At 69.7% G+C, this 21845-nt stretch carries 20 protein-coding genes, 1 tRNA gene and 1 pseudogene; 5 read left to right on the top strand and 17 right to left on the bottom strand.

Annotated elements, in window-relative coordinates; translation table 11 throughout:
* Positions 1-82: 82 nt before the first annotated feature.
* Both AB7I40_RS16975 and AB7I40_RS16970 read right to left on the bottom strand, forming a co-directional pair.
* Positions 83-958 (bottom strand): lysylphosphatidylglycerol synthase domain-containing protein, encoded by an 876-nt coding sequence (locus AB7I40_RS16975; RefSeq protein WP_428344317.1) that lies wholly within the window; start codon positions 956-958, stop codon positions 83-85.
* Positions 959-1076: 118 nt separating this feature from the next.
* A complete protein-coding gene (locus AB7I40_RS16970; protein ID WP_428344316.1) occupies positions 1077-1652 on the bottom strand; it encodes a hypothetical protein in 576 nt (191 codons plus the stop codon).
* Positions 1653-1789: 137 nt separating this feature from the next.
* Here AB7I40_RS16970 and AB7I40_RS16965 point away from each other — a divergent pair, with 137 nt between their 5' ends.
* A complete protein-coding gene (locus AB7I40_RS16965; RefSeq protein ID WP_428344315.1) occupies positions 1790-3163 on the top strand; it encodes a LuxR C-terminal-related transcriptional regulator in 1374 nt (457 codons plus the stop codon).
* Between the two features lie 25 nt (positions 3164-3188).
* Complete coding sequence (locus AB7I40_RS16960; RefSeq protein WP_428344314.1) at positions 3189-3950, top strand: class I SAM-dependent methyltransferase; 762 nt, start codon at positions 3189-3191, stop codon at positions 3948-3950.
* A gap of 136 nt (positions 3951-4086) precedes the next feature.
* Here AB7I40_RS16960 and AB7I40_RS16955 read toward each other — a convergent pair whose 3' ends face one another.
* From AB7I40_RS16955 to AB7I40_RS16925, 7 genes are all read right to left on the bottom strand, one after another.
* Entirely contained in the window at positions 4087-6114 is a 2028-nt protein-coding gene (locus AB7I40_RS16955) for a class F sortase (protein ID WP_428344313.1), read from the bottom strand.
* Positions 6115-6320: 206 nt separating this feature from the next.
* A tRNA-Pro gene (locus tag AB7I40_RS16950) sits at positions 6321-6394 on the bottom strand.
* Positions 6395-6471: 77 nt separating this feature from the next.
* On the bottom strand, positions 6472-7452 hold the full coding sequence (locus AB7I40_RS16945) for a hypothetical protein (RefSeq protein WP_428344312.1): 981 nt from the start codon (positions 7450-7452) through the stop codon (positions 6472-6474).
* Positions 7453-7454: 2 nt separating this feature from the next.
* Positions 7455-8807, bottom strand: coding sequence for a ribosome biogenesis GTPase Der (gene der, locus AB7I40_RS16940; RefSeq protein WP_428344311.1), 1353 nt, complete (start codon positions 8805-8807; stop codon positions 7455-7457).
* Positions 8800-9540, bottom strand: coding sequence for a lysophospholipid acyltransferase family protein (locus AB7I40_RS16935; protein ID WP_428344310.1), 741 nt, complete (start codon positions 9538-9540; stop codon positions 8800-8802). Before AB7I40_RS16935 ends, der begins: the two co-directional genes overlap by 8 nt.
* The gene (gene cmk / locus AB7I40_RS16930; RefSeq protein WP_428344309.1) at positions 9537-10196 is read right to left on the bottom strand and encodes a (d)CMP kinase; all 660 of its coding nucleotides are present in this window, start codon (positions 10194-10196) and stop codon (positions 9537-9539) included. Before cmk ends, AB7I40_RS16935 begins: the two co-directional genes overlap by 4 nt.
* Positions 10197-10237: 41 nt before the next feature.
* Positions 10238-11287, bottom strand: coding sequence for a prephenate dehydrogenase (locus tag AB7I40_RS16925; RefSeq protein WP_428344308.1), 1050 nt, complete (start codon positions 11285-11287; stop codon positions 10238-10240).
* Between the two features lie 163 nt (positions 11288-11450).
* On the opposite strand from AB7I40_RS16925, the gene AB7I40_RS16920 reads away from it, so the two are divergent.
* On the top strand, positions 11451-11618 hold the full coding sequence (locus tag AB7I40_RS16920; RefSeq protein WP_428344307.1) for a hypothetical protein: 168 nt from the start codon (positions 11451-11453) through the stop codon (positions 11616-11618).
* A 1-nt stretch (position 11619) separates the two neighbouring features.
* Here AB7I40_RS16920 and AB7I40_RS16915 read toward each other — a convergent pair whose 3' ends face one another.
* The 5 genes from AB7I40_RS16915 to AB7I40_RS16895 all read right to left on the bottom strand — a co-directional run bounded on the left by AB7I40_RS16915 (position 11620) and on the right by AB7I40_RS16895 (position 15245).
* Positions 11620-12366 carry a pseudouridine synthase gene (locus AB7I40_RS16915; protein WP_428344306.1) on the bottom strand — a complete coding sequence of 249 codons (747 nt, stop codon included), beginning with the start codon at positions 12364-12366 and terminating at the stop codon, positions 11620-11622.
* Positions 12363-12947, bottom strand: coding sequence for an SMC-Scp complex subunit ScpB (gene scpB / locus AB7I40_RS16910; protein WP_428344658.1), 585 nt, complete (start codon positions 12945-12947; stop codon positions 12363-12365). The genes AB7I40_RS16915 and scpB overlap by 4 nt, the downstream gene beginning before the upstream one ends.
* A 110-nt stretch (positions 12948-13057) precedes the next feature.
* Positions 13058-13954, bottom strand: coding sequence for a segregation and condensation protein A (locus AB7I40_RS16905; protein ID WP_428344305.1), 897 nt, complete (start codon positions 13952-13954; stop codon positions 13058-13060).
* The gene (locus AB7I40_RS16900; RefSeq protein ID WP_428344304.1) at positions 13951-14325 is read right to left on the bottom strand and encodes a hypothetical protein; all 375 of its coding nucleotides are present in this window, start codon (positions 14323-14325) and stop codon (positions 13951-13953) included. Before AB7I40_RS16900 ends, AB7I40_RS16905 begins: the two co-directional genes overlap by 4 nt.
* Positions 14310-15245, bottom strand: coding sequence for a ParA family protein (locus AB7I40_RS16895; RefSeq protein ID WP_428344657.1), 936 nt, complete (start codon positions 15243-15245; stop codon positions 14310-14312). Before AB7I40_RS16895 ends, AB7I40_RS16900 begins: the two co-directional genes overlap by 16 nt.
* Positions 15246-15632: 387 nt before the next feature.
* On the opposite strand from AB7I40_RS16895, the gene AB7I40_RS16890 reads away from it, so the two are divergent.
* Together AB7I40_RS16890 and AB7I40_RS16885 are read left to right on the top strand one after the other, a co-directional pair.
* Positions 15633-16673, top strand: coding sequence for an ATP-binding cassette domain-containing protein (locus tag AB7I40_RS16890; protein WP_428344303.1), 1041 nt, complete (start codon positions 15633-15635; stop codon positions 16671-16673).
* Positions 16670-17539 (top strand): ABC transporter permease, encoded by an 870-nt coding sequence (locus tag AB7I40_RS16885; RefSeq protein WP_428344302.1) that lies wholly within the window; start codon positions 16670-16672, stop codon positions 17537-17539. Before AB7I40_RS16890 ends, AB7I40_RS16885 begins: the two co-directional genes overlap by 4 nt.
* Here AB7I40_RS16885 and AB7I40_RS16880 read toward each other — a convergent pair whose 3' ends face one another.
* The 3 genes and pseudogenes from AB7I40_RS16880 to AB7I40_RS16870 form a co-directional block, all read right to left on the bottom strand.
* Positions 17540-20659: an ATP-binding protein gene (locus tag AB7I40_RS16880; protein WP_428344301.1), complete on the bottom strand. Its 3120-nt coding sequence runs from the start codon at positions 20657-20659 to the stop codon at positions 17540-17542. It abuts the gene before it with no gap.
* A gap of 27 nt (positions 20660-20686) precedes the next feature.
* Positions 20687-21601 (bottom strand): site-specific tyrosine recombinase XerD, encoded by a 915-nt coding sequence (gene xerD, locus AB7I40_RS16875; protein ID WP_428344656.1) that lies wholly within the window; start codon positions 21599-21601, stop codon positions 20687-20689.
* A 56-nt stretch (positions 21602-21657) separates the two neighbouring features.
* Positions 21658-21845: pseudogene (locus tag AB7I40_RS16870) on the bottom strand (alanine dehydrogenase); the annotation flags it as partial.

Raw genomic sequence — 21845 nt, 5'->3', positions numbered from 1 at the left:
CCCTCCTTGGTTCCACCGCCAGTCTGCGCAGCGCAGGGTCCTCCTGGCCCCTGCCCAAGGTCCTCGGCCCCAGGGCCGGTGGTCACGCGGCGTCTGGGACCGGAATGGAGGTCTGACGCAGCAGGCGACGGGTGGCAATCAGGCTGATGCCGCCCAGAGCCAGGGCCGGGAGCCAGGCGATGGCCGCCTTGAGCGTCACCGCGGCCGCGGCTGCAGCCCAGGGGATGCCGAGAGCCACCAGCGCGACCACGAGTGCCGCATCACGGGGACTGGCACCGTTGGGGCCGGGAACGGCCCCGGCGATCTGGCTGGCCCCGAAGGCGCCCAGCAGCTCCAACGGGGAGAGCGTGTGGCCCGTCGCGCCCAGCGTGCCCAGAAGCAGGAGCGCGATCGTCGCCTGGTAGCCCATCGACAGGACCAGACCGTGCACGAGACGCTTCGGTGAGGGCAGCGGTCCGGTCGGCAACAGTTGCGGCTTCATCCTGCGCAGGACGAGCAACACGATGATCGCCGCCACGCCCAGCCCCAGAGCGGTGAGCAGCATGCGCAGTGGGAGGGCCGATCCGGCGAAGGCCACGAAGACCGCCAGTCCGACGGCACCGACGGTGCGGTCGATCGCAACGCTGGCCAGGGCGTCGCCGCGAGCGACGTCCGCGTGCAGAAGCCGGCGGATCCGCCAGAGGTCGGCCCCGACGTGGGCCGGGGTGAGGAGCCCCAGCAGCTCGGACTCGGCGTACGCACGCGTGTGCCACCAGCGTCCCAGTTGAGCGTTGGTCAACACCCGCCAGCGCAGCGGACACAGGATGTACTTGCCCACCGTCCAGGGGATCAGGCCCAGGGCCACCGGCCACAGCGTCACCGAGGGCAGTCGGGGCAGGGTGATCGCTGGTACGACGACAGCGACGGCGACTCCCAGGAACAGGACCACCTTCGAGTGCACCAGGGCACGCAGCGACATCTGACCTCTTCGAACTCGTCCCTCTGCAGGGCTGCTCCCAGTGAATCAGATTCGTGGTTGCGCCGCGGGCGTTGGCTCGAAAAACAGTACGGCGGCGGCGTACCCGATCCCTGCCGGCTCAACTGGAGTCGGACCGAGGCCACACCAGGCTCCCGAAGGCGATGACGAGCAGGACGTTGACGGGGACCGCCACCGCGGGGAGGTTTCCGATGTGCGCGACCGGCCAGGCGAGGATCGCGACGAGCGTCAACAGGGCCTGCCAGCGATGTCCCAGCCTGAGCAGCGCCAGCGCGACGAGCGCGAACGACAACGGGAAGAAGAGGCCGAGGGGCTTGATGAGGTTGGCGGCCCCCGGTTGGTCGACGAGCTGGGTGTCGCCCAGCGACATGTGGATCGCCTCGAAGCCGTAGGCGGCGTTCCCCACGACCCCGACGAGACCGGTGAACAGGATCACAGCAGCCAGCCTGGAGTCCACCGGCAGCCACGCGGCCACCCGCAACACCACGAAGCCGTAGGCGATGGCGCCGATCACATGCAGTACGCCGGCGGTCGCGTCGTCCCATCCCCGGGTGGCGTACGTCGAGTCCGCAGCCAGGTAGATCATGGGCGCTACGAGCAGCGCGGCGTTCAACAGGTGGTCAGTGGGCGTCAACGTGCGGTGGTCGGTGGTTGATGAGCCAGTCGTGATGGTCACGGCGGATCCCTTCGTGATGACGGTGGACCCCCACCGTCGCTGTCACGTCCGCTCACCCACCACGGGGTTGACCCTGACGGTGAGAAACAGGGAAAACCCTGCCCGGGACCGGCCGGTTCCCGTGTCACGATGGCGTCGTGACGGCATCCGGCGCTCGGGAAGTGCGTGGGCTCGTGCCCCTGGTGCTGGCCAGCCTGGTCGTCGTCATGGTCGCCGTCGGGTCCGCCCGCGGCATGTGGACGCCGAATCTGCACAACGGGCTGCTGGCGGTCTCCTTCACCTTTGTCGGCGCCTATGTGCTCTACCAGCGACCGGGCCACCGCGAGGGCGTGCTCTTCATGGCGGCCGGCGTCGTGGAGGCCCTGATGTTCCTGGGCCGCCAGATCGGCCACACCTCCGCCGCCGAGTCGAGCCGGTGGTGGGGCTGGGTCGGCGTGTGGCCGTTGCCGATCGCCCTCGCCCTGTGCACCTTCGCCGTGATCTGCTTCCCCGACGGCCGGCTGCCGACCCCTCGCTGGCGCGTGGTGGCGCTGGCGGTGGTCGTCCTGGCCGGTCTCTGCGCCACGCTGTCTGGGCTCTGGCCGGTCGACTACCGGTCGGCGGGCGTCCTGACGCCCCACCCGATCAACCCCACCACCCCGGACCCGGTCGAGACGTGGTGGTCAGCCATCGCCCATCCCACCTTCGCGGCGTTCCAGATCCTGTGGGTGGTGGTGGTCATCGTGCGATGGCGCTCGGCCGATGGAGTGGCCCGGCGCCAGCTCACCTGGATGGTCGGGGCCGCGGCGATCTCGGTGGGCGCGCTCCTGGTTGGCCTCGCTGTGTGGGGTACGCCGCGTCCCGGACTCATCTCGGCGACCCTTCTTCCCGTCGCGGCCGGCTGGGCGATCGTCCACGGTCACCACGTCGCGTCGTACTCGGCGCTGACGTGGATGTCGCGCACCGCACCCGACTCCGACGACCTCCCCGCCGACCTCGCCCGGGCAGTCGGAGAGTCCATGGGCGCGAGCAGCGCGACCTTGTGGATGGGGGCCGCGAACGAGCTCTATGCCGTAGGAGCGTGGCCGGATCCGACCGACGACCTCACCGCCACCACCCTCGACGTACTGCGTCGGACGAACGGCGTGGAGGTGCGTGCGGTGTTGCGCCAAGAAGCGGTCGTCGGGGCCCTCAGCATCCATCGCGGTGAGTCGCTGTCGGTGCGTGAGACCAGGCTCGTGGACGACCTCGTCGCCCAGGCGGCGCTCGTGCTCCAGCACCTGAGCCTGTCCGAGGTCATCAGCCGGGAGCGCCGGGCCGGTCACCTGGAAGGACTGAGCCCACGCGAGCGTGACGTCCTGGAGCTGATGGCTCGCGGCCTGTCGAACGCAGCCATCTGCGAGGAGCTCCACCTGAGCATCAAGACGGTCGAGCCGGCCGTGAGCACGATCTTCACCAAGCTCGAACTGCTCCCCGATGCCGGTAGCAACCGTCGCGTGCTCGCGGTTCTGGCGTTCGTCCAGAGGAGCTAGACCGACCAGGGCATAGGGTTCCGCGGTGAGCAACTGGAGTGGACAGTCATACGCCTACCGCGCATCTTTCGCCACGCTGTGCGAGGGCCCGGTGGGGCGTCTGCTCTCCGACACCGCAGGCGCCCTGCACCTTGATGTGGGCTCAGGCACCGGCAGCCTGGCCGCTCGTGCGGCAGCCCTGGGCCGGACCGTGGTCGCGGTCGACGCCGATCCGGAGATGGTGAGCATGACGTCGACCGTGGTTCCCGGGCGGGTCATCGAGGCTCGGCTGCCAGACCTCCCGTTCGATGGCAGCACGTTTGATGCGGTGACCGCCAACTTCGTGATCAATCATGTCCCCGATCCTCGAGCGGCCGTGCGAGAGCTCGCCCGCGTCACCTGCCCCGGTGGACGAGTCGCCATCACGGTCTGGACTGCTCACAGGCCGGCGTGGGCGACTCTGGTCTCAGAAGCGTTCGGTGCCGCTGGCGTCGTTGCGCTTCCGAGCAGCCATCTCAGCGCAGACCTGGACTTCGAACGGTCCGTCGACGGGCTGCGCGGATTGACCGAGGACGCGGGTCTCGAGGCGATCACGGCCACTGAAGTCACCTGGGACTGGACGATCAGCGCTGACGCGCTCTGGAGAGGCATCGCGGGTGGCGTGGCTACCGCTGGCCAGACGTTCCTGGCCCAAACGACCGAGGTGCGCAGATCGGCCGAGCGAGAGTTCCGTGAGCGGGCCAAGGGCCTGGAGCGGGACGGGCTCTTGGGGCTTCCCAGCACCGCGGCCTACGTGGTCGCCGGTTGATTCAACAACCGGCAGCAGCGCTGCACGGCTCGCCTACCGGACTGCGCCAGTCGCCCGCTCAGCGGCACCATCCCACGGAGCTGCGAAGGGCCCCGTCCTGCTCAACTGCAGGTCAGGGCCCTTCACCTACCCGCGCCTAGCCGATGGGTACCCCCATGACCACCAGGTTCCTGGTGTAGTGGAAGTGCCGGCCAGTGACCTTGATCCCGGAGCAGGTCACCAGCGCAACTCGCGGGCGTCCTCCGGTGTTGAACATCCTCTGCGGCAGCCGCCCGCGCACATAGGACCGCACCGAGACGACGCGGTAGCGTTGTGTGGCACCTGACGGTTGGGTGTAGGAGAAGACGTCGCCCCTCGATGCCCGCTTCAGGCCCCACATGGCCCCTGGCACGTTGTGGTCGTCGCTGATGTGTCCGGCGATCACCGCCGTGCCGATCTTGTCGCCCGGCGCGGCAGTGCGGGTGAGACGCCCGAGTCGGTGGGTGCTCCCGGGCATCGCCATCGAGTGGCCGACCATGCCGACCGGCATCACCGACGCGGCGACCCCAGCCGCCTCGAACGTGAGCCTCGACGGGTGAGCTACTCGCATCAGTGCCGTGGTGGGAAGCCGACCCTCGAAGCCGGAGTTGATCGCGATCGTGTGCCTGACCTGTCGCTTCTGCACCAGGGTGGTCTCGGAGGCGAGCCCACACCGATGGGAGGCGGGCTCATTGAGCCGGTCACCGCTCAACGAGGCGACCCAGGTGTAGTAGCCGGTCTCGCTCACTTTCACTCCGGGTGTTCGCATCGTCCCGTTGCGAGCGTTGAATCTCACGGTGGCCACCAGATCTCGCTTGCGGCAGTCCGCGGCGCCGGGCTTCGTCGAATACGGGCCGTAGAGCCGTGCCGTGGCGATGCCCTGGTAAGGGGTCGCCAGGGCATTGATCTGGACCCGATCCCGCAGAGTGGCTCCCGGCCGGACGTGGGCGTCAGTGACTCGCGTCCGCAGCCTCGGGGCGGCCTTGGGGCCGGCGACGAAGCGCACCTGGGCGCGTGTCGACGTGGTGACCTGATGCTCGCGGGAGAAGTTGGCGAAGACCTGACAGGGTTGACCGTGCGGTCCCCGCGTCGGGCTCTGCGCCCACAGGATGTGCTGAGTCGAGGGTGGCTGGGCAGAGGCATTCAGCGAAACGGTCCCCGACTCCGTGGTCGTGACACACACCTCGATGTCACTGGTCGCCTGTGGATCGTCACCCGCCACGGTGAGCGTCGTCCCCGCGAGTGTCGCGTCGCCTGAGCAGACCCGGACAGACACCGGCCCTGCAGGCGTCGCAACGAGCTGGATCGGCTGGTTGTAGACGTTCGTGGTGATGCGGAACCTGGCGGTGGCGCCCACCTCGAGGTCCGGAAGGTCGCCGACGAACTGCAGCTGCAGCACGGCGACGTCCGGGATCATCGTCAGCAGACGAGCCTGCTCGGCGGCGTCCATGTTGGCGGCGCACGTCGCTGCGAAGTCGGGGACGTTGGCGGCGACGTCAGGGTCACTGATGCACCAGATCAGCGTTTGCAAGGCCCGGCGTTCGTCGGAGCCCAGGTCCGCCGTGGCCCTGTCCACCCCGCCGAGGGAGTAGGCGCCGACACCGGCGTAGCTGTGCCCCTGCTGCACCAGGTAGGAGATCAGCTTCTCCTGATCGGCATCGAGCTTCGGGTTGGTCGGCAGGTCCTCCATGGGATCGACCGGGTAGGTGTTCGCGCGGTCCTCCTCGATGATGTTGCCGAGAGCGTCGACCCCTCCACAGGCCAGGTACTTGATGTCGGTGCAGAACATCCACTGGGAGACCGGTCCAGCGACAGTGGCGTCGTAGCGGACCCCGCACAGCGGCGGGAACGCCCCCTGACTGTCCCCGAAGTAGTCGTACAACGGAACCACTCGGCCCTCGTTGTAGGCATCGAGGCGACGACCGAACACCTCGGTCAGGTCAGCCACAGGGCCGGCGGCGTCGGTCGGGTCGTGCTCCGTCGTCCCGGGGCAGGTGGGTGCGGTGAACTCGGCGGCAGGCGTCGGCGGTGGTTCGGCTGTGGCCGAGGCCACCCCCAGCGGGGTCAGGCAGATCGACACGGCGGTCGCGCAGGTCATCACCCACGCCGCGGCTCGTCGGAATCGGGTGGTTCTCCGGGTGGTCACGCACTGGCCTCGCTTCTCGGCATTCGGGCACCGCACAGCGGCACTCCCTCGTCTCAGTGAGAAGGACGTTCCGAGCAGCCAATCGATGACGGGCGGTCAGGAGAGTTGTTGGATGCGCGCCCTGATACCCGGGAGCGGGACACGCCCCGCGTCACAAGCAAAGGGCCCCTCACCTGCACGAAAACAGGTGAGGGACCCAATTATTGTCGGGCTGACAGGATTTGAACCTGCGACCCCCTGACCCCCAGTCAGGTGCGCTACCAAGCTGCGCTACAGCCCGAAACCGCCCGCCGGTGGGCGGGCGGACAGAACCTTACCGCAGGCTCAAGCGACTGCTCGCATCGCCCGGCCGCAGGTTCACGGAGTGGCGACCTGGGCGCTGTTCCGGTCCACGCGCAGGGACCTGGTGTCGACGGCGACGAAGGCGCGGGCGGGGATCAGCTTCAGGTCCGAGACCAGTCGATCGGGCCAGTTCGCGTTGCGCTCACCCTGGAAGAACCACGGCGACCCGTTGTCCGCCAGCACCAGCCCGTAGGTCTTCATCGCCCGCACCACCACCCGGGCTCGCGGTCCCAGCGCAGACGCGTCGTACGAGGCCCGCAACCGGAACCGGGCACCCATCGGCGGGAAGTTGGCGATCCCACCGGAGCCCGCGTCGTGGCGAGCCGGCCACACGTGTGACCGGGCCGTCCGATCGGTGGTGAAGCGGATCGCGTGGTCGACGCTCCCTGCCTTCACCTCCTTCCAGCGCAGCAGGCCCGGCAGGATCGGCAGCCCGGCGGCATCAGCCGACGTCCACCCGTCGGGACGCAGCCTGTTGCTGCCCAACGCCCACACTGCCCCGGATCCGGCCCGCCAGCGCCCACCGGCCAGGCGGGTGGCATAGGTCTCGAAGAGCCGGCAGGTGTCCTTGTTGACGACGATGGCATGTCGGTCGCCTCCCGAGGCACGCCCACCTTCGATCTTGGTGTCGGCCCCGAGGGGATAGCGCACCCGGTCGCTCTCGCTCGCGTAGTCGAAACGCACCGGCACCTTCGGATGGCTCCTGCTGACGATCGTCACCGGGATCCCGTAGTTGGGTCCGTCGCCGTACGACGGCCCGAAATCCGGGTGCAGGCGGCGACTGGTCGACATGTGGGCCAGCCACGACGCGCTGCGCGGATGCACGGGCAGACCGGAGATGTCGGCGTTCCAGTAGTTGTCGTCGGGGAACACCGTGCACGACGTCCCAGCCAGGGTCCCGCGGGCCGGGACCGGCGGCGGCGGTGCCGCAAAGGCGGACGCCCCGCACGCCAGCACGACGCTGGAGGCCAACAAAGCCCGGACCACGTGACGCATGACTACCTCTTCCGCTTCTCCCGCGGCCGCACCGAGATGTTGATCGGCGTGCCGACGAAACCGAACTCCTCGCGCAGGCGACGCTCGATGTACCGCTCGTAGCCGGCGTCCAACTTGCCACTGGTGAACAAGATGAAGGTAGGCGGTGCGGTGCCCGCCTGGGTGCCGAACAGGATTTTCGGCTGCTTGCCGCCACGCACGGGGTGCGGGTGCTCCTGCACCAGGCGTCCGAGGAAGGCGTTGAGCTGGCCAGTGGAGATCCGGGTCTCCCACCCTTCGATCGCCCGCTCCAGAGCCGGAGTGAGACGGTCGATGTGCCACCCGGTGCGCGCCGTCAGGTTGATCCGCGGCGCCCACTGCACCTGGACGAGCTCGCGCTCGATCTCCCGGTCGAGGTAGTAGCGGCGCTCCTCGTCGACCAGGTCCCACTTGTTGAACGCGATCACCAGCGCTCGTCCCGATTCGCGCACGGTCTGGATGATGCGCTGGTCCTGTTCAGAGATCGACTGCGACCCGTCGACCACGAGGACCGCCACCTCGGCGCGCTCGATCGCCGTCGCCGTACGCAGGGAGGCGTAGTACTCGTGCCCGGAGGCCTCCTTGATCCGCTTGCGGATCCCCGCGGTGTCGATGAACCGCCAGTTCTTGCCCCCGAAGTGCACGAGCTCGTCGACCGGGTCGACCGTCGTGCCGGACGCGTCGTCCACCACGACGCGCTCCTCCCCCGCGAGCTTGTTCAGCAACGACGACTTGCCGACGTTGGGGCGACCCACGATCGCGATCCGGCGCGGCCCACCAGGCGGGTCGTAGTTGAGCTCCGGAGTCTCCGGCAGGGCTTCCAGGATGGCGTCGAGGAGATCACCCGAGCCACGACCGTGGACGGCTGAGACCGGGTGCGGCTCACCCAACCCGAGGTTCCACAACCCGTAGGCCTGGGCTTCGGTGCGTTCGTCGTCCACCTTGTTGGCAGCAAGTACGACGGGCTTGCCGGACTTGCGCAGCACCTTGACCACGGCCTCGTCGTGGTCGGTGATGCCCACCGTGGCGTCCACGACGAACAGGACGGCGTCAGCGAGGGTGACCGCGATCTCGGCCTGGGCCTTGATCCGTTCCGCCAGCCCGCGAGCATCCGGGTCCCAGCCGCCGGTGTCGACGACGGTGAAGGCTCGCCCGTTCCAGTTGGCGTCGTAGGAGACCCTGTCACGGGTGACACCGGGCTTGTCCTCGACGACGGCCTCGCGCCGGCCGATGATGCGGTTGACCAGGGTCGACTTGCCGACGTTGGGGCGGCCGACGACCGCCAGGACGGGCGTCGGGCCGGCAGTGGGGTCGGTGGTCTCGGTGACGTCAGTCATCGATGTGCTCCTTGGTGGAGGCCGTCGCTGACGGGCTCTCGGTGGGAAGGGGTCCGGGCAGCTCACGTCCGGTGAGGGCTCGGGCAGCGTCGAGGTGGGCGCACAGCGCCTCGTGCAGGAACACCGTCGACCGGCGGATTTGTTCCTGGGTCCGTGGGAAGGCCACCGGCTCGATCCGCACCGGAGCGCCGTACACGAAGTCGATCGGCGCGCCACGGCGCGGCCGCGAGTTGGTGTCACCACCGGGGTCCCGGGTGCCGAAGACGGCCAGCGGCACCACCGGGGCGCCGGTCACCAGCGCCAGGTAGGCCGCCCCGGCCCGGATCTGGGTGAACTCGCCGGCGCCGCGCCCACCCTCGGGGTAGACACCGACCACGCCGCCGTCGCGCAGGATCCGGATGCACGCCTTGATCGCCCCTGGGTCGGCACTCCACCGGTCCAGCGAGACCTGACCGGCGGCCCGCAGGACGAGCCCCGGCACCCCGTGGAACATCTCCTGCTTGGTGAGCGCGTGCACGGCATGGGGGTGGTAGGCCGCCAACAGCGGACCGTCCATCAGCCCGAGGTGGTTGGAGGCCACGATGTGCGGACCGGCAGGCACCTGCTCGAGGCCGTGGAGCCGGACGTCCCAGCGTCGCCCCATGACCGCGCGCACCGACGGGCGCAGGAGCTGCAAGGTGCGCTCGCGGATCGGTGGCACGTCGATCGTGCGCGGCGGATGGGCGTGATTCACGGGACCAACGACACGATCTTGTCGATGACCTCGTCCAGGGACAGGTAGGTGCTGTCGAGGTGGACCGCACCGTCGGCCAGGACCAGCGGCGCAGTCGCGCGACCCGAGTCGATCTGGTCGCGTGAGGCCAGGGATGCCTGGGTCGCCGCGAGGTCCGAACCACCCTCCTCGGCGGCCCGACGCGCGGCGCGTGCGGCCGCGTCCGCGGTCAGGTAGACCTTGACGTCGGCATCGGGGGCCACCACCGAGCCGATGTCGCGGCCCTCGACCACGATGCCCCCGTCGCCGATGATCCGGCGCTGCAGGTCGAGCAGCCGCGCGCGGACCTCGGGTACGGCGCTCACCGGGCTCACCGCAGCAGTGACGGCCTCCCCACGGATCGCCACCGACACGTCCTCGCCGTCGACCGTGATGGTCGGCTGGAGTGGATCGGTGCCCGACTGCAGCTGTGGCTCGGCGGCCCGAGCCGCGATCGCGTCCGGGTCCGCGAGGTCCACGTCGTGGCTGAGCATCCAGTGCGTGACCGCCCGGAACTGGGCGCCTGTGTCGAGGTAGCGCAGTCCCAGCCTGGAGGCGACGCCACGCGACGTACTCGACTTGCCGGAGCCCGACGGTCCGTCGATGGCAACCACGATGTCGGGGCGTGCGCTACTCACTGGTCCTGCTCTCGTGATGGGGGAATTCTGCACAGGGCAGACTACCGGTGAACTGCCCATCCCTTGGCTTCGAGAGAGGCCAGGAGGTGCTCGGCCCGCGACTCGGCGACCAGCAGCTCCACCAGTCCGACGGGGCGGCCGGGGTCGTGGTCGATGTGGATGTCCTCGATGTTGACCTCACTCGCCCCGGCGTCGAAGAACAGCCGGGCGAGCTCGCCCGGGTGGTCGGGAACCGACACGAACACCGATCGCATCGGGGTGAGGGGGCCACCGTGCTTGCCAGGGATGGCCCGGGTCCCGGACACCCCGTGCTCGAGCACGGCCACGAGATCCTCGCGCGAACCCGAGCCGACCGCGTCGATGAGCACGTCCAACTGTCCGCGCACCTCACCCAGGAGCTCGAGCACCGCGACGGCGTTGGCGGTGACGATCTGCTGCCACAGCTCCGGATCACCGCCGGCGATGCGCGTGACATCGCGCACTCCCTGTCCGGAGAGGGCGAGATGATCGACGGGAGCGTCGGCGAGGCGACCCGCCACGAGGGCGGCCAGGAGATGGGGCAGGTGCGAGGTCCGGGCGACCGCGCGGTCGTGCTCCTCAGGCGTCAGGCGCACCGGTACAGCGCCGCACAGCACCACCAGCTCGGTGACCAGGTCGGTGGCGACCTCGGTGGAACCGGCGTGCGGTGTGATCGCCCACGGGCGACCGTCGAAGAGTCCGGCGCTTGCCGCGAGCGGACCGGATCGTTCCGAACCCGCCATCGGGTGGCCACCGACGTAGTTGCTCAGCTCCCCCGTCGCCTGGGTCAGGGGTTGCGACTTCACGCTGCCCACGTCGGTCACGACCGCCCCGGTCGCGAGGGCGGCGCTGATCTCGGCGGCGAGCTGGTCCGGCGGCACCGCCACCACGACGAGCTGGGCTGGCTGGCCGGCGTACGGAGTGCCGGCGCCGAGCCCGGAGGCCGTGCGGACGTGGTCGGGATTGCGGTCGGACAGCAGCACCTCGAGCCCTGCCCGTCGGCAGGCCAACCCGATCGAGGCACCGAGGAGCCCCGCGCCCACGACATGGATGGGACCGGTCAGGTCACTCACCGTGTGCCTCCTGTCGCCGTCTGGGGCTCGAACCGTCCGGGCACAGGGTAGCCGTCACGTCGGGCTCGGCGTTCGCGCCCGCCCAGCCCACGGCGCGCAGCAGAACGGGGCGGTGTGACCGATCTCCTTGGCAGTCCGACCGGGTAGGGCTCATCCTGTCCATATGGACAGGTCCGATCGCTACGCGCGCCTGCGAGACAACCTGCGAGTGCATCGCACGATGACCCAGCAACGGTCGTCGGTCCTGTGGTGCCGCGGCTGCGAGACCCACCTGGCCGACGAGTCCGGGCTGTGCCCGCTGTGCCTGCCCGAGGACGACGCGGCGGCCTGACTCACAGGGCGACGCTGTCCAGCAGCGTGCCCAGTTCGTCGGTGGTCAGGTCGCGCAGCTCGCCGGTGCGGATCCCCACGAGGTTGACCGGTCCGAACCTGGTGCGGGTGAGTCGTCGCACCGGGTGTCCGACATGGTCCAACAGCCGGCGCACGATCCGGTTGCGCCCCTCGTGGATGACCAGCTCGACGATGGTGCGGTCGCCATGCTCACCCACCACCTTGAACTTGGTGACCGTCACCGGCCCGTCCTCGAGCGTCACGCCGGAGAGCACCTTTGCAACGGTGGCCTTGCTCACCTCACCGTCGACCTCGGCGACGTAGGTCTTGTCCACCTCGAAGGAGGGATGCGCCATCCGGTGGGCGAAATCGCCGTCATTGGTCAGCAGGATCAGACCTGCTGTGTCGGTGTCGAGCCGGCCGACGTGGAACAACCGCTCGGGGCGGTCGGCCACGAGATCCTGCAGGGTCCGCCGACCCTCCGGGTCCGACATCGTCGACACCACGCCGCGTGGCTTGTTGAGCACCAGGTAGACGTGCGGCGAGATGGGTGGCAGACGCTTCCCGCTGACCCGGATCACGGCGACGGTCGGATCCACCTTGGTGCCCAGTCGCGTGACGATCTCCCCGTCCACCTCGACCAGTCCGGCGAGCATGATCTCCTCGCACTTGCGGCGCGAGGCGATGCCCGACTGGGCCAGCAGCTTCTGCAGCCGGATCTGGCCGTCGTCATCGACCTCGATGCTCACGGGGCACTCGCTTCGCGATGCTCGGGCTCGTTCGGTGCGGACGGACCTGGATCGGCGGGGACCGGTCCGCCGATCATGCCCGCCAGCTCGTCCTCCATGTCGTCCATGTCCGGGAGGTACGGCGCCAGCTCGGGCAGGTCGTCGATGGAGGTGACCCCGATGCGTTCCAGGAAGTAGGTGGTGGTCCGGTAGAGGTGCGCTCCGGAGTCCCCGTCGAACCCGGCCTCCTCGACCAGTCCACGACTCAGCAGCGTGCGCATCACCCCGTCCACGTTGACACCACGGATCGCCGAGACCCGCTGGCGCGAGACCGGCTGCTTGTAGGCGACGACCGCCAAGGTCTCCAGGGCCGCGTTGGTCAGCCGCGCCTGCTGGCCGTCGAGGATGAAGGCCTCCACGACGGCGGCGTACTCCTCGCGGGTGTAGAAACGCCAGCCACCGGCGACGTTGCGCAGCTCGAAGCCCCGGCCCTGCTCGGTGTAGTCCCTGGCAAGCCCGTCGAGCGCCAGCGCCACCTCCTCGGCCGGGTAGCCCACCGCGGAGGCCAGCGTGACGTGGTCCAGCGGCTGGTCGGCGACCATCAGGACGGCCTCGAGGGCCGGCCGCAGGTCGGCCACCGCGACCGCCAGCGTGTCCCCGCCGTCCTCGGTGACGCTCACTGTGTCGTCGATCGACTCTTCGGGACGGTCGTTCACGATTCCTCTTCCTCGGACGGCTGCTCAGGCTCAGTGCCCGCGATGGTGCCGTCGAACTCGTCGTTGATCTCGATCTCGGCGTCGTCCTCGCCTGTCCAGCGCACCGTGAGCTCGCCCAGCGGCGTGACCTGGTCGAAGGACACCACACCCTCGCGGAACAGCTCCAGCAATGACAGGAAGCGGGCCACGGTGGTCAGCGTGTCCGGGGAGTCCCCGCACAGGGCGCGGAAGGTCATGGTGCCGCTGCGGCGCAGCCGGTCGACCACGATCGCCGCCTGCTCCCGCACCGACACCTTGGCGGCGTGGATGTGCTGGAGCGACACCTCCAGGACCGGCTTGGGCTCCATGGCCCGCGCGGCCAGGGCCGCGAACTGCTCCAGGCCGATGCCGATCAGGACCTCCGGCAGCAGGCTGGCGAACCGCTCCTCGAGCCCGACCGCCCGCGGGTGGCGTCGGGCTTCACCCGTGAGCCGTTCCGACAGGACACCGGCCACGAGCTTGAAGGCACGGTATTGCAGCAGACGCGCGAACAGGAGGTCGCGGGCCTCGAGCAGAGCCAGGTCCTCCTCATCCTCGACGTCGCCCTGGGGCAGCAGCCGGGCCGCCTTGAGGTCGAGCAGTGTCGAGGCCACCAACAGGAAGGACGTCGTCTGTTCGAGGTCCCAGACCGCGCCGAGGGCCTTGACGTGGACGATGAACTCGTCGGTCACCTTGGACAGGGACACCTCGGTGATGTCGAGCTTGTGCTTGGCGATCAGGCTCAGCAGAAGGTCGAACGGACCTTCGAAGTTGTCGAGCCGCACCTCGAAGCCCGGCGCCGCCGGGGTGTCGGCGGTCTCACCCGCAGAGCCCGGACCCTGCGCCTTGGCCTGGCCGGTCATCTGCGTGGTCATGCCTGGTTGAGCCGCCGCACGATCACGCTGTCCTCGCCGTGCGCCTCGAAGTCGGCCAGGACCAGGGCGAGCGCCTCACGCACCAGGCGGCCCCGGTCGACCGCCAAGCCGTGGGTCGAGCGCAGCACCAGTCGGGCATGCTCCAGGTCGTGCAGCTCCGAGGAGGTGACGTAGACCGTCATCTTCTCGTCGTGCCGCACCCGCCCACTGGAGCGGCGGCCAGCGGGCTTGGCACTCGCCGGGCCCTCGGAGGTCTCCGTCGCGGGGACGGCTCGCACCGGCGAGTGTCGAGCGCCCGCGGGATCCTGGCCGGGATCCGCAGTGGGACGGAACAGGTCATCGGCCGCTGGCAGGCTCACCCGTCGAGGCACCGGTCCAACACCTCTCGTGCGAGCTGGCGGTAGGCGTCGGCGCCCGCGGAGGACGACGCGTAGGTCGTGATCGGCTCCCCGACCACGGTGGAGTCGGAGAACTTGACCGTGCGGCGGATCACGGTGTGGAAGACGGTGTCGCCCCAGGCCTGGACGAGCCGGTCCATCACCTCGCGACTGTGCAGGGTGCGCCCGTCGAACATCGTGCCGAGCACGCCGTCGACGACCAGCTTCGGGTTCAGTCGCTCCTGCACCTTGTCGATCGTGGTCTTGAGCAGGGCCACCCCGCGCAGGGCGAAGTACTCACACTCCAAGGGGACGATGACGCCGTCGGAGGCAGTCAGGGCGTTGACGGTCAACAGACCGAGCGAGGGCTGGCAGTCGATCAGGATGACGTCGTACTGCTCGATCGCAGGGCCGAGCACCCGCTGCAGGGTCTGCTCACGGGCGACCTCGTGCACCAGTTGCACCTCGGCCGCCGACAAGTCGATGTTGGACGGCAGCAGGTCCATGCCGGGCACTCCCGACGGGACGATCACGTCCTCCAGGCCGACCTCGCGCTGCATCAGCAGGTTGTAGACGGTCAGGTCGATCTCGTGGGGGTTGAGGCCCAGGCCGACCGACAGCGATCCCTGTGGGTCGAAGTCGACCAACAACACCTTGCGACCGTATTCGGCCAGCGCCGCACCCAGATTGATGGTCGTCGTGGTCTTGCCCACCCCGCCCTTCTGGTTGCACAGGGAGATGACCCGGGCCCGCTCACGCCGCACGTAGGGCTGGGGCTCGGGGATCACCGGCATGGGACGACCGGTCGGGCCGATCTCGACCTCGGCCGCCGTCACGGCACGATCGAAGGGCACAGGCTCAGTCACGCGGTTTTCAACCTCCGGCGGGCTGGGTGGGCTGACGAGCGGAGGCATCTCCGGCGCCGACGAGCCCGGGTGACCGGGGAACCGCCCATCGAAACCGTTGACTCCACTCATGGGTCTACCTCCACATCCTGCCTGACAGCACCGACAGCGAAGACCCTTGGGGTGGGGTGTTTTGTCGACAGAACGACTTCTCGCCTCGGGTGACTCTAGGCAGGCCGTGTCACGCCGACAAGACGAAACCGGTCAGTGCACCGGAGCCTGCCAAATCTGTTGATGGAATGTGCACTCGATCCCGCCGTGAGTGCACAGGCACGACCCTGCCTGTGCACTTTCCTGTGGATGAATCTGGTGGTGACGGGGCATCCCGACCGGTCATGAAACCTGGCGAAGCAGCGGTGAAGCCGCCGTGAAACTGCGTGACCCCACGCTGATGACATGTCCACACACCACACCGACCAGCCCGCCGTACACGCCGAGGCCCTGGTCAAGACGTTCGGCGAACAGCGCGCCGTCGACGGGATCGACCTCGAGGTCCGCCGCGGCGAGGTCTTCGGAGTCCTCGGGCCCAACGGTGCCGGCAAGACGACGATGCTGAAGATGCTCGCCACCCTGCTCCCCATCGACTCCGGCCACGCGGAGATCTTCGGCGTCGACGTACGCCGCCAGCCCCACGTCGTGCGCCAGCTGCTCGGTGTCACCGGGCAGTACGCCTCGGTCGATGAGAACCTGACCGCGAGCGAGAACCTCCGGCTCTTCGCCCGGCTGCAGGGGGTGAGCCGTCAGACGGCTGCTACGACGGCGCTCGAACTGCTCGACCAGTTCGGGCTGGAGGGCGCGGCCGACAAGCCGATCAGCCAGTTCTCCGGCGGGATGCGCCGGCGGCTCGACCTCGCCGCCAGCCTCATCACCCGACCGCCGTTGATCTTCCTCGACGAGCCCACGACCGGGCTCGACCCACGCACCCGTGCGCAGATGTGGGACACCATCCGCGGCCTCGTGACCGACGGTTGCACCGTGCTCCTGACCACGCAGTACCTCGACGAGGCCGACCAGCTGGCCGACCGGATCGCGGTCATCGACCACGGCCGGAAGGTGGCTGAGGGGACGCCCGACCAGCTCAAGGCGTCCATCGGCAGCTCGTCGCTGCACCTCGGCCTGGCCAGCGCCGGAGACCTCGCCATCGCCAGCGATCTGGCGCACCGGGTGCTGCACGAGACCCCGGTCCCGACCCCTGGCTCCAACCGGCTGAGTGTGCCCCTCCAGCGGGCGGACCAGGCCGCCGACGTCCTGATCGCACTGCGTGAGCGAGGCATCGTCATCGACGAGGTCTCGGTCACGCGCCCGAGCCTCGACGAGGTCTTCCTTGCCCTGACCGGCCACGAAACCGGCCACGACAGCGGCCACGACACCGGCGCCTCCAGCAGCCCCCGACCCGACGTCCAGGACCCGACCTCAGAACTGGAGCTGACCCGATGACCACCCAGACCCAGACACCCGCCCCCGGCCAAGCGCACGATCCAGCCGGGTCCCGTGACCGGCTCAGCCCGATCCCCGACGTCAGCGCGCTGCCGACGCGGGTCGGCATCCGCCAGACCATCAGCCAGACCTTCACCATGGCCTGGCGCGCCACCGTCAAGATGCGCCGCAACCCAGAGGTGTTCTTCGACGTCACGGTGCAGCCCCTGCTGTTCACCGCCATGTTCGCCTTCGTGTTCGGCGGTGCCATCGCCGGCAGCGTCAGCGACTACCTCCCGATCCTGATTCCGGGCATCATCGCCCAGACCACCCTGACCGCCTGCATGGCCACCGGCATCCAGCTGCGCGAGGACATGGACAAGGGAGTGTTCGATCGGTTCAAGGTGCTCCCGATCGCCCGGATCGCACCACTGGCCGGGCCCATGGTGGCCGATCTGGTCCGCTACCTGATCGCCAGCAGCCTGACGTTCGCCACCGGCTTCGCCCTGGGCTACCGTCCCGCGGGAGGCGTGCTGGGTGTCATGGCCGCCATCATGGTGGCAGTCGTTGCCGGCTGGTCCCTGGCCTGGGTGTTCACCTGGGTCGGCACCATCGCCACGAGCGCCCAGAGCGTCCAGGGCATCTCCATGATGGTGATGTTCCCCCTCACCTTCGTGTCCAACGCGTTCGTGTCGCCCGACAGCCTTCCCGACTGGCTGGCCGCCTTCGTCCGGTTCAACCCGGTGTCGCACGTGGTGTCAGCAGTGCGCGACCTGGCCAACACCGGCACGGTCACCCACGAGGTCGGCTGGGCCCTGCTCGGCTGCGCCCTCGTGGTCGCCGTCTTCGCCCCCTTGTCGGTGCGCAGCTACAAGCGCCATCTGTGATCAGCTGAGACGCTCCACCAGCGCCAACGCCTCCTCGAGCAGGTCCGGCCCGCGGCGCTCGCCGTACTCCTCGCGGAGAGCGGCGATCAGCCCGGGCCGGGCCTGCTCAGCGCTGGGCGCGAAGTTCTCCCACCACACGCTGGGCAGGGTGCGGTTGTAGGCGAACCGCTCCCCCAGCACCAGCAGCCGGACGGAGTCATCGGGACCGGGAGTGCCGCGCATCAGTCCCCAGGCGGCCAGCGAGACCAGCAGCAGGCCGGTGACCGGGTAGTCGACGAACGCGCGGCGATCACGCAGCAGCTGCGCACATTGGCTCAGCAGCAGCTCCCGCAGGTGCGCGCCGTCGTCCCCCTCGCCGTGTCGGGCGTACGCCGCCAGCGCCACCGCCTCGGCGACGATGATCCATGGCTCCAGCCCGGTGGGCTCCACTCCCGGGAACCGCAGTCCGCGCATCCCGATGATGGCCTCGTCGTAGAGGGCCAGCCCCTCCAGGGCCCGCCCGCGCGCGAACGCGATCTCGGCCCGGCAGGCGTTGACCACGAGTTGGCCTCCCAGCTCGGGGGTGGGCGCCTCGATGGCCAGCTGCTCGTCGACGGCCCGCTCGGCATCGTCGAGTCGCCCTTCGGCGAGGGCGGCGATGACCAGGTGGGACCGCATCTGCAGCGCATCGTCCTCCGCGTGCAGCCGCTCCATCACCGGGAGGGCGGCCCGGCTGTGGGCGGCACCTTCCGCGTGGCGACCCATCTGCATGGCCAGACCCGACAGCTGGGTCTGCAGGTTCGCCCGCTGCCAGGGTCCGTCCGACTCGCGCCACAGGTCGATCCCCCGCTGGGCGAACTCGCTCGCGGCGTCGGGGTCGCCCTGGTTCTCGGCCAGCAGGCAGGCCCACTGCAGAGCGGTCAACCGCACCCGGCGATCCGGATGAGCGAGCAGCGGATCCAGGACCGAGAGGCCGGGGAACCCCTCCAGCCCATCGATGAGAAGGGTGTGGGCGATCACCACCCCCGGTTGCTCCCCCGGCCCGAGCCGACGCAGCATCTCGCCGAGCTCGCCGATGCCTCGACCGAATGCCAGGCCCGCGTTGCTCAGCAACAGCGCCAACGTCAGGCGGGTGGCCTCCAGCAGCTCTGCCGGCGGCGCCCAGTCCCGGAGGGTCGATTCGGCGGCGTCCACCAGCACGATCAACCTGGCGTGGTTGCCGGTGATCGCCCAATAGCTGCCCAGCGCCCCCATCAGCACCACCACGGTCGCCGGGTCCGCCGCCGTCAGGGCACGGCGTACGACGTCGGCAAGGTTGATCTCCTCCGCCCGCAGCTCGTCCACCGCCTCGACCTGATCGGGACCGTACATCCGGGCGGTCAGGCGGGTGCTCAGCTCGAGGGCCCACGCGCGCTGCGCGGCCAGGGCCTCTGCGCGATCGCCCGCCTCGTCGAGGTGCAGGCGCCCGAACTCACGGACCGTCTCCAGCATCCGGTAGCGCATGCGGCCCTGGTGCTCCTTCACACCGAGCAGGGACTGGTCCGCGAGAGACTCAACGGCCGAGAGCGCCGGGGGGCCGAGCAGGCTGCCGGCGGCGGCCAGTGTGAACCCGTCCTGGAAGACCGAGAGCCATCGCAGGGCTCGTCGGTCCGCTTCACCCAGCAGGTTCCAGGACCAGTCGATGACCGCGAGGAGGGTCTGGTGGCGATCGGGGGCCGTGCGGTCCCGGCCACGCAGCAGCGCGAACCGGTCGGCCAGTCTTTCGGCGATCTCCTCCACCGACATCGCCCTGACCCTCGCGGCAGCGAGCTCGATGGCCAGCGGCAGCCCGTCGAGCCGGGCCACGATCCCCGCCACCACGGCGTCCTCGAGCACGACGTCGGCCCGTGCCGCCTGTGCCCGGCGCCGGAAGAGGTCGACGCCGTCAGCGGTGGCGAGCGCACCCAGCACGAACACCCGTTCCGCCGCGATGTTCAGGGGTGAGCGCGTGGTGGTGACCACGTGCAGCTCCCGGGTGGTGACGACGAGGAACGCGACGAGGCTGGCGACGGCCTCCACCACGTGCTCGCAGTTGTCGAGGATGAGCAGGGTCGGCGCAGCGTCGAGCTGCTGCGCCAACCGGCCCCGGACATCCGCTCGCTGCGCGGGCGTGAGCGTACGGCGCCCTGCGACCGAGTCCCTCACTCCCAGAGCTGCCCCCACCTCTGCGACCACGTCGTCGGGCGAGGTGACGCCGACGAGCTCGACGAAGTGGACCCGTGGCTGCTCGGCGTCCCTGGCCAGGACATGGGCGATCCGGGTCTTGCCCAGGCCGCCAGGGCCGACGATCGAGGTCACTCGTCCGGTGCGCACGAGGCCCTGGAGCTGACCCAGTTCGTCGGCCCGGCCGAGCAGCTCGGTGCCGTCGAAGTGCACGCCGGTGCGCACCGGGTCGTCGGCGGCCAGCAACTGGCGGTGCACTCGCTGCAGTTCCGGACCCGGGTCGGTGCCCAGCCGCTCGCGCAGGCCGGAGCGATAGGACTCGAAGCGTGCCAGCGCGGCAGCAGCGCCCACGGATCGCGACTCGGACCGCAGCAGGGCGGCCAGGAGACGCTCATCGGCCGGATGGCGGGCCTGCGCGTCCTCCAGCAGCGGCAGGGCCCGGTCGTCCTGCCCGGAGGCTCCCAGGGCGAGCGCCAGGGTGGTCTGGGCACGGGCGACGGTCTGACGCGCCCGGGCACGCAGTTCGGCGAGCGGACTCGTGGGGTCCGCGTCGTCTGCCACGACCAGGGTGAGCGCCTCGTCCGCCCGGAGCACCGCACGCTGGGGGTCGTCATCGCCGAGGGCCTGCGCGGAGCTCCGGGTCAGGTCGTCGAGCAGCCAGGCATCCACCTGCTCACGCTCCAACCCGAGCCGATACCCCCCTTCGTAGCGCCTGAGCAGGTCGTGGCCACAGGTGGTGCGCAGCCGCGACACCAGGACCTGCAGCGCCTTGGTCGGGTGGGCCGGCGGGTCATCCCCCCAGACCAGCTCGGCCAGGGCCGCATCCCCGAGGCCCGTCGGGTGCAGGACCAGTGCTGCCAGCAGGGCCGCCGGACGGTCCCCTGGCAGCGGCCCGGACAGCCATCGAACGCCGTCAAGAAGGGCGAGGTCGACGGGCACGTCCCCAGCATAGGAGCGGTGGGGCACTCACTCGCGGGCACGAGGGTGCGAGGTGGCGAACACCTCGCGCAGATTGTCGACCGTCACCAGGGTGTAGACCTGCGTCGTGGTGACGCTGGCATGTCCCAGCAACTCCTGGACGACGCGGACATCGGCCCCACCGTCGAGCAGGTGGGTCGCGAAGGAGTGCCGCAAGGTGTGTGGTGAGACGTCCGCGGTGACGTCGGCTCGGTCGGCGGCCTTGACCAGCACCGACCAGGCACTCTGGCGCGAGAGGCGACCTCCACGTGCGTTGAGGAACATCGCCGGGGTGCCCTTGCCGGCCGCCACCAGGTCAGGACGCGCCCGGACGAGATAGGTCGTGACAGCTTCGCGGGCGAAGGAGCCGACCGGGACCAGGCGCTCCTTGCCCCCCTTGCCTCGCAGGAGGACGGTCCCCTCCTCGAGGTCGAGGTCGTCGACGTCGAGCCCCACGGCCTCCGAGATCCGCGCACCGGTCCCGTAGAGCACTTCCAGCAGGGCCCGATCCCGCAGCGCCAGCGTGGTTCCCGGGCTCCCGGCCGCCTCCAGGATCGCTTCGACCTCACTCAGCGGCAGGGCCTTCGGCAGCCGCTTGGCCGGTGTCGGTGGCTTGACGCCACTGGCCGGATCCCGTGTGGTCAGACCGTCTCGAACGGCGAACTTGTGGAAGCCGCGTACGGCGACCACGGTCCGGGCCGCCGAGGTCGAGGACAAGGGCGGGTGCTCGGCACTCCCTTCTCGCAACCGCATCAGGAAGTCCGCCACCGTCGCCTCGCTGACGTCGTCCCACGAGTCCACGCCCTGCGCGGCCAGGTGTTCCAGGTAGCGGCGCAGGTCGCGTCGGTAGGACGTCAAGGTGTTGTCGGCCAGACCCCGCTCGACCGAGAGGTGGTCCAGGTAGGAGCGCACCGCCCGGCCCAGCGTCGTACTCGTGGGAGCAGGTGGCGAGCCGTCGGACCCCACCGTGGCGACCACCGTCAGGCCAGTACGTCGTCCAGGGACACAGCCGCGATGCCATGCGCCTCACCAACCGGCGCGTAGGTCAACTCACCACCATGAGTATTGAGCCCCAACGCCAACGACCGATCCTCACGACACGCCCGCACCCACCCCTTGTCCGCCAACGCCACCGCATACGGCAACGTCACATTCGTCAACGCATACG

The sequence above is a fragment of the Nocardioides sp. genome, from assembly GCF_050246775.1.
In the GTDB taxonomy this organism is placed as follows: domain Bacteria; phylum Actinomycetota; class Actinomycetes; order Propionibacteriales; family Nocardioidaceae; genus Nocardioides.
This window is presented reverse-complemented; position numbering and strand designations above follow the sequence as displayed.

Excerpts from the sequence above, each read along its gene's own strand:
- AB7I40_RS16920 (WP_428344307.1), top strand. The coding sequence starts at position 11,451 with ATGGACAGGTCCGATCGCTACGCGCGCCTGCGAGACAACCTGCGAGTG.
- scpB (WP_428344658.1), bottom strand. The coding sequence starts at position 12,947 with ATGGTCGCCGACCAGCCGCTGGACCACGTCACGCTGGCCTCCGCGGTG.
- der (WP_428344311.1), bottom strand. The coding sequence starts at position 8,807 with ATGACTGACGTCACCGAGACCACCGACCCCACTGCCGGCCCGACGCCC.
- AB7I40_RS16895 (WP_428344657.1), bottom strand. The coding sequence starts at position 15,245 with ATGCCTCCGCTCGTCAGCCCACCCAGCCCGCCGGAGGTTGAAAACCGC.
- AB7I40_RS16975 (WP_428344317.1), bottom strand. The coding sequence starts at position 958 with ATGTCGCTGCGTGCCCTGGTGCACTCGAAGGTGGTCCTGTTCCTGGGA.
- AB7I40_RS16905 (WP_428344305.1), bottom strand. The coding sequence starts at position 13,954 with ATGACCACGCAGATGACCGGCCAGGCCAAGGCGCAGGGTCCGGGCTCT.
- AB7I40_RS16885 (WP_428344302.1), top strand. The coding sequence starts at position 16,670 with ATGACCACCCAGACCCAGACACCCGCCCCCGGCCAAGCGCACGATCCA.
- AB7I40_RS16945 (WP_428344312.1), bottom strand. The coding sequence starts at position 7,452 with ATGCGTCACGTGGTCCGGGCTTTGTTGGCCTCCAGCGTCGTGCTGGCG.
- AB7I40_RS16890 (WP_428344303.1), top strand. The coding sequence starts at position 15,633 with ATGTCCACACACCACACCGACCAGCCCGCCGTACACGCCGAGGCCCTG.